This is a genomic window from Nocardiopsis sp. MG754419, from assembly GCF_018207095.1.
Lineage (GTDB): Bacteria > Actinomycetota > Actinomycetes > Streptosporangiales > Streptosporangiaceae > Nocardiopsis.
This window is the reverse complement of record NZ_QOCZ01000306.1, coordinates 1-2,305: the sequence shown is the minus strand read 5'-3', so window position 1 is coordinate 2,305 and position 2,305 is coordinate 1. Positions and strand designations below refer to the sequence as shown.

Here is a 2,305-nt window from a genome sequence, read left to right as displayed (position 1 = left end):
GGGCCGGAGTCCGCTCCGCCGAGGCCCCGACGCCCGGGTCGGCCTCGGCTCCCGCCTCCACGGCCTCGGGAACGAGCGAAGCCCCCGCGGCACCCATCGGGCCGGCGGCGGCCGTTCCGGGCTCGGGAACACCGCTTCCCAGGGCCTCGGCGAAGGCGACGGCGTCGTGACGCTCGGCGGGATCCCTGGACAGGGCCTGGTCCAGGAGCGCCCGCAGCCACGCCGGCAGGTCGGCACGGGGCAGGCGCGGCGGGTCCTCGGCGAGCACGCGCTCCCGGTAGGCGAAGGGGTCCCCCAGCGCACCCGGCCCCTGGGCGAAGGGCGGGTGCCCGGCCAACAGGGTCCAGAGCACCACCGCGAGCCGGTAGACGTCGGAGGCCGGGGTGAGCGGGTGCGCACCGCCCAGCGCCTCAGGTGAGGCGTAGGCGACCGAGTGGGGGTCGAGCCCGACCGGTTCGGGTCTGCGATCCATCGGCAGCACACCGCCCACGTCCGCCAGGACGGCACCGCGCGGGGCCTTGAGGATGTTGCCCGGTTCGATCCGGTGGTGCAGCAGTCCCCGGCCGTGCAGGGCGGTCAGAGCCCGGGCGACCGAGCGGCCCACGACGAGGACCTCCTCCAGTGGCAGCGGGCTCCGGGCCTCGAGCGCGGACGCGTAGTCCCCCTCGGGGTGGAGTTCCATGGCGACGAACGCCCGGCCCGAGGAGGTGCGACCCCCGCCCACGGCCGTCACCAGGCCCGGGGTCCCGGACAGCTCGACCAGCCGGTCCGTCTCCCCCGCCCCGGCGTCGTCCCGCATGACCTTGAGCGCGACCGGGGTGTCGTCCGCGTCGCGCCGTGCCCGGTAGACCGTCGAGGCCCTCCCCCGGTACAGGACCTCGGGGGAATGGAACCCCGGTGCCAGCCTGCTCTGCCGCTCCTCGCCGCTCATCGGCGTCCTCTCCGTCGACGGTCATGCCGAGGACCGTCCCGCCAGAACAGTGGTCGGGGGTCGAACCACCAGGTCAGCCTCGCGAATCGGGGGCGACCTCGCCTCAGCGCCCGTTGGTGGGACCGCGTCGATCCCGACCCCACCGCCGAAACCGACGCTGTTGACGGCGTCGGTCAGCCGGTCGAGCCCGGCATCGGGTGTTCCCGCGGGCACGAGGGCCCGGGCCGCCGCCGAGACCTCGGTGACGGTGGCCCCGGTGGGAAGGCGCACCGCGCTCATCCTGAGCGCGTCACGCAGTTCGCGCCAGGCCCCCAGGACACAGTCGGCGGGCGACCCTGCGCCCAGACGTCGCGCACGGCGCGCGAGCCTCAGGGCGGGAACGAGCAGCACCAGGCCGAACGCTACGCCGGCCGCGACCGCCGCGAGCACCCGGGCACGGCCTTCGGCGTCCTGGTGCCCGGGTCCCGCCCCTTCCGTGTCCTGTGCGTCGGAGGAGCCGCCGAGTTCCTCGGCCTCGGGGGCGTCGGTGTCGTCTCCGCCTTCGGGGCTCTGGCCGGAGCCGCCGTCGTCCCGTCCACCGGGGGTGACGTGGTAGGGCACCCAGCCGAGCCCGTCGAAGTAGACCTCGCCCCAGGCGTGGGCGTCGCCGGTGCGGACTTCGTAGAAGCCGTCACCGCTCTCGGTCCCGGGGGCGAAGCCGACCGCGACCCGGCTGGGGAGTCCGGCGGCGCGGGCCAACATCGCGAAGGCGCTCGCGAACTGTTCCGAGGTACCTCCGCCGCCCTGCCCACCGGGTGCGGCGAGAAGGGCGTCGATGTGGGCGTAGCCGTGTCCGCCGGGGGTCTCGGGGTCGAAGGTGTGGGACTCGCGCAGGTAGTCGGCGAGGGCTCGCGCGCGCTGGTGGTAGTCGCCCTCGGCGGCGATCGCCGCGACCACCTCGTCCAGGATGGGCGGGGCCCCCGGAGGCAGTTCGCGGTAGAGGTCGTACACATCCCCCACGGGCGGCGCGGTCGTGGACGGGTCGACCCCGCTCCAGTCGGCGACGTCACCGGCCACCTCGTAGTCGCGTCCCGCCACGTCGCCGTCCCTGGTGACGACGGTGCCGGTGAGCGCGTCGTATCCGAGGGGGGCCAGGTCCACGCGTCGGGGCGCGCCGACCACCGGCGCCCAGCTCCCCGGCAGGTCGTCGCCGACGGTGATCCTGGCGGTGACCTCCTCCGCTCCGGGAGGCGGGGGCACGGGCGCGGGCAGGACCCGGTCGGCGTTGCGGTAGCCGCTCTCGGGCAGCCAGGTGGTGCCGGTGAAGTCGGCCAGGGCGACCCAGCGCAGTTCGACGGGGCGGTCCGCCTCGACGGTGAGCAGGGGCTCGTCGGG

2 protein-coding genes are annotated in these 2,305 nt (G+C 75.6%); both read right to left on the bottom strand.

Annotated elements, in window-relative coordinates:
• On the bottom strand, positions 1–931 hold a 931-nt coding region (locus DSY14_RS27815), incomplete at its 3' end, for a serine/threonine-protein kinase (protein WP_211719566.1).
• 21 nt (positions 932–952) lie between these two features.
• Positions 953–2,305 (bottom strand): transglutaminase domain-containing protein (locus tag DSY14_RS27810; protein ID WP_249188581.1); only part of this gene is annotated, 1,353 nt, incomplete at its 5' end.